This window comes from Mesorhizobium sp. CNPSo 4689 (genome assembly GCF_057784325.1).
In genome coordinates this window covers 1-1,123 of record NZ_JBWLUZ010000097.1, presented here as the reverse complement: position 1 = coordinate 1,123, position 1,123 = coordinate 1, and the positions used below count along the sequence as shown (strand labels likewise).

At 59.1% G+C, this 1,123-nt stretch carries 3 protein-coding genes; all 3 read left to right on the top strand.

The features are described from left to right. Positions 1–663: ATP-dependent DNA ligase (locus AC04SI_RS33285; protein ID WP_488475728.1), on the top strand; the 663-nt coding region annotated here is incomplete at its 5' end. A gap of 24 nt (positions 664–687) precedes the next feature. Continuing rightward, positions 688–903 (top strand): DUF768 domain-containing protein, encoded by a 216-nt coding sequence (locus tag AC04SI_RS33280; RefSeq protein WP_192177446.1) that lies wholly within the window; start codon positions 688–690, stop codon positions 901–903. Between the two features lie 23 nt (positions 904–926). Continuing rightward, positions 927–1,123: hypothetical protein (locus AC04SI_RS33275; RefSeq protein WP_488475727.1), on the top strand; the 197-nt coding region annotated here is incomplete at its 3' end.

Here is a 1,123-nt window from a genome sequence, read left to right as displayed (position 1 = left end):
GAGGTGGAAAGCGCCATCATTGACGGCGAGATCATCGTCACCAACGAGGCGGGGATCTCCGACTTCGCAGCACTTCGGAAAGCGATCACCCGGCGCCAGCATGATCTGTACTTCGTCGCCTTCGATCTGCTGCACCTTAATGGCCACGATCTGTGCGACATGGTTCTAGAAGACCGTCGCGAGATCCTAGCCGAAATGATCCCGGAAGGCGGGCGCATTCAATACAGCCGGGCGTTGCCGGGCGATGCCAAGGCGATTTTCCATCTCGTCGACCAGGCCGGCCTCGAAGGCGTCGTCTCGAAGCGGAAGGAGAGCAAGTATCGATCCGGCCCATCCACAAACTGGCTAAAGGCGAAATGCTACAGCATTGACGAATACGAACTGCTCGGCGTCGAGCGAGAGGCCGGCAAGCCAGCTTTCGCTCTGATGGCCGAGCGGGGCACAGGCCGCTATGTCGGATCTGCGTTCATCACCCTGAACCGGGAAATGCGGGAACGGCTCTGGGAGCGCGTCCGGGACCATGTAGGGCCACCGCCGAAGGGCATAAGGCGGCCGGCGACACAATGGGTCAAGCCGGGTCTGATAGGCCGTGTGAAGCACCTACGCGGCGAGGAGGATCTGCGGCATGCGTCGCTGCAGGATTTTCGGGAGGAAGGAACCTAATGCCACTCGCCAGCTTATGGCGAGATGAGCACCCGCGGCGTCAACTTCCTGCACAAGTGGATTGCCAACAACGTCCCCGAGACCGTGGGCGCGGAGGTGATTTCAGTCGCCGAGTTGACGCAACAGCTATTCGCCGATGCCAAGGCGGTAGGAATTAGCAGCGTCGAGATCGAGGAAGATACCGGCAGCGTCTACGAGGTGATCCTGGACGTCATAGTTCATCACGGCTTCACGGATTGAGGTAGTGAGAGAGGGCTGACAAAATGGATGCCCTCAGGCGAACATATCGTCTGCAGATCATGGTCAATGCCGAGGAACTCGCTGTCCTGGATGCTTGGCGATTTGAGAAAAGACTTCCTAACCGTGCTGAGGCAGTGCGGGCGTTGCTTCAACGCGGTCTCATGGCCAAGGGCTATGAGACAGATCGGGGCGCACGTTCGGTCGAATTCGGCGTTCTTCA

Coding starts and splice junctions, on each gene's coding strand:
- AC04SI_RS33280 (WP_192177446.1), top strand. CDS start 688: ATGAGCACCCGCGGCGTCAACTTCCTGCACAAGTGGATTGCCAACAAC.